This is a genomic window from Kitasatospora sp. LaBMicrA B282, from assembly GCF_050325825.1.
Lineage (GTDB): Bacteria > Actinomycetota > Actinomycetes > Streptomycetales > Streptomycetaceae > Kitasatospora.
In genome coordinates this window covers 1-965 of sequence record NZ_JBNQTI010000373.1, presented here as the reverse complement: position 1 = coordinate 965, position 965 = coordinate 1, and the positions used below count along the sequence as shown (strand labels likewise).

The window sequence follows — 965 nt, the reverse complement described above, 5'->3', positions numbered from 1 at the left end:
AGTTGCATGCCCAAGACCCGAAGCGGAGTGATCTAGCCATGGGCAGGTTGAAGCGCGGGTAAGACCGCGTGGAGGACCGAACCCACCAGGGTTGAAAACCTGGGGGATGACCTGTGGTTAGGGGTGAAAGGCCAATCAAACTCCGTGATAGCTGGTTCTCCCCGAAATGCATTTAGGTGCAGCGTCGCGTGTTTCTTGCCGGAGGTAGAGCACTGGATAGGCGATGGGCCTCACCGGGTTACTGACCTTAGCCAAACTCCGAATGCCGGTAAGTGAGAGCGCGGCAGTGAGACTGTGGGGGATAAGCTCCATGGTCGAGAGGGAAACAGCCCAGAACACCGACTAAGGTCCCTAAGCGTGTGCTAAGTGGGAAAGGATGTGGAGTCGCAGAGACAACCAGGAGGTTGGCTTAGAAGCAGCCACCCTTGAAAGAGTGCGTAATAGCTCACTGGTCAAGTGATTCCGCGCCGACAATGTAGCGGGGCTCAAGTACACCACCGAAGTCGTGTCATTCACAGAATACGCCCAACGGCGCTGTGGATGGGTAGGGGAGCGTCGTGTGCCGGGTGAAGCGGCCGAGGAATCGAGTCGTGGACGGTATACGAGTGAGAATGCAGGCATGAGTAGCGATACAAGAGTGGGAAACTCTTGCGCCGATTGACCAAGGGTTCCTGGGTCAAGCTGATCTGCCCAGGGTAAGTCGGGACCTAAGGCGAGGCCGACAGGCGTAGTCGATGGACAACGGGTTGATATTCCCGTACCCGCTTTGAAGCGCCAACGGTGAACCTTCTGATGCTAAGACCGTGAAGCCGGCCCGGAGTCTTCGGACAAGGGGACGTGGTGGAGCCGTCGGACCAACGGGGTAGTAGCTGAGCGATGGGGTGACGCAGGAAGGTAGTCCAGCCCGGGCGGTGGTTGTCCCGGGGTAAGGGTGTAGGACGAGTGATAGGCAAATCCGTCACTCA

At 57.9% G+C, this 965-nt stretch carries 1 rRNA gene; it reads left to right on the top strand.

The features are described from left to right. Positions 1–965, top strand: a 23S ribosomal RNA gene (locus ACQRUO_RS39515); the annotation flags it as partial.